Source organism: Lelliottia wanjuensis (genome assembly GCF_030238365.1).
In the GTDB taxonomy this organism is placed as follows: Bacteria; Pseudomonadota; Gammaproteobacteria; order Enterobacterales; family Enterobacteriaceae; genus Enterobacter; species Enterobacter wanjuensis.
This window is the reverse complement of the sequence record NZ_JASSOT010000022.1, coordinates 1-833: the sequence shown is the minus strand read 5'-3', so window position 1 is coordinate 833 and position 833 is coordinate 1. Positions and strand designations below refer to the sequence as shown.

Annotated in this window: 1 protein-coding gene; it reads right to left on the bottom strand. The window is 57.1% G+C overall.

Translation table 11 applies throughout. The annotated features are described in order from the left end of the window. Positions 1 to 833 (bottom strand): AAA family ATPase (locus tag QQF33_RS03360; RefSeq protein ID WP_285157379.1); only part of this gene is annotated, 833 nt, incomplete at both ends.

Genomic DNA, 833 nt, shown 5'->3' with positions numbered 1-833 from the left:
GGTGTCGATGAGACTTTCGCCGATGTGAGTGGAGATGCCGTAGTGACGTTGCAGACGCGTGCTCACCTGTGCCAGCTTCATGCCTACGATGGTGCGCATCGCATCCATAGCCAGTGGGCGGTATATCACCGTCTGGAAGCGAGCCAGCAAAGCAGGCTGGAAATGATCGCGCAGGGTCGGACGTAACAATTCATGCAGGCAGCTCTCCGTGGCTTCTGGTTGCTCCTCCAGCAGCTGCATCAACTGATCACTGCCCAGGTTGGACGTCATCAGGATCACTGTATTGCGGAAATCGATTTCACGCCCTTCCCCGTCCCGCATAAAGCCCCGGTCAAAGACCTGATAAAACAGGTTCATCACATCCCGGTGGGCCTTCTCCACTTCATCGAGCAGCACCACGCTGTACGGACGCTTACGAACCGCCTCGGTGAGAATGCCGCCCTGGCCATATCCGACATAGCCCGGAGGGGAGCCTTTCAGCTGCGAGACCGTGTGCGGCTCCTGGTATTCAGACAGGTTGATGGTAATGAGCGATTTCTCACCACCATACATAACGTCAGCAAGTGCCAGCGCGGTCTCTGTTTTGCCCACCCCACTTGGCCCCACCAGTAAAAACACGCCCTGTGGCCCGTTCTCTGGCGTCAGGCCCGTTTTTGACGCTCTCAGGCGTTGCGCTATGGCATTCAGGGCGGGACTTTGTCCGACGACACGGGTTGCCAGTTGTTCTTCCAGCGTCAGTAATTCGGTTTGCTCATCTTTCATCAGCGACGAGAGGGGAACACCTGTCCAGTCGGCGATAACGGTCGCAACGGTGCGGACATCAACATCCAGAC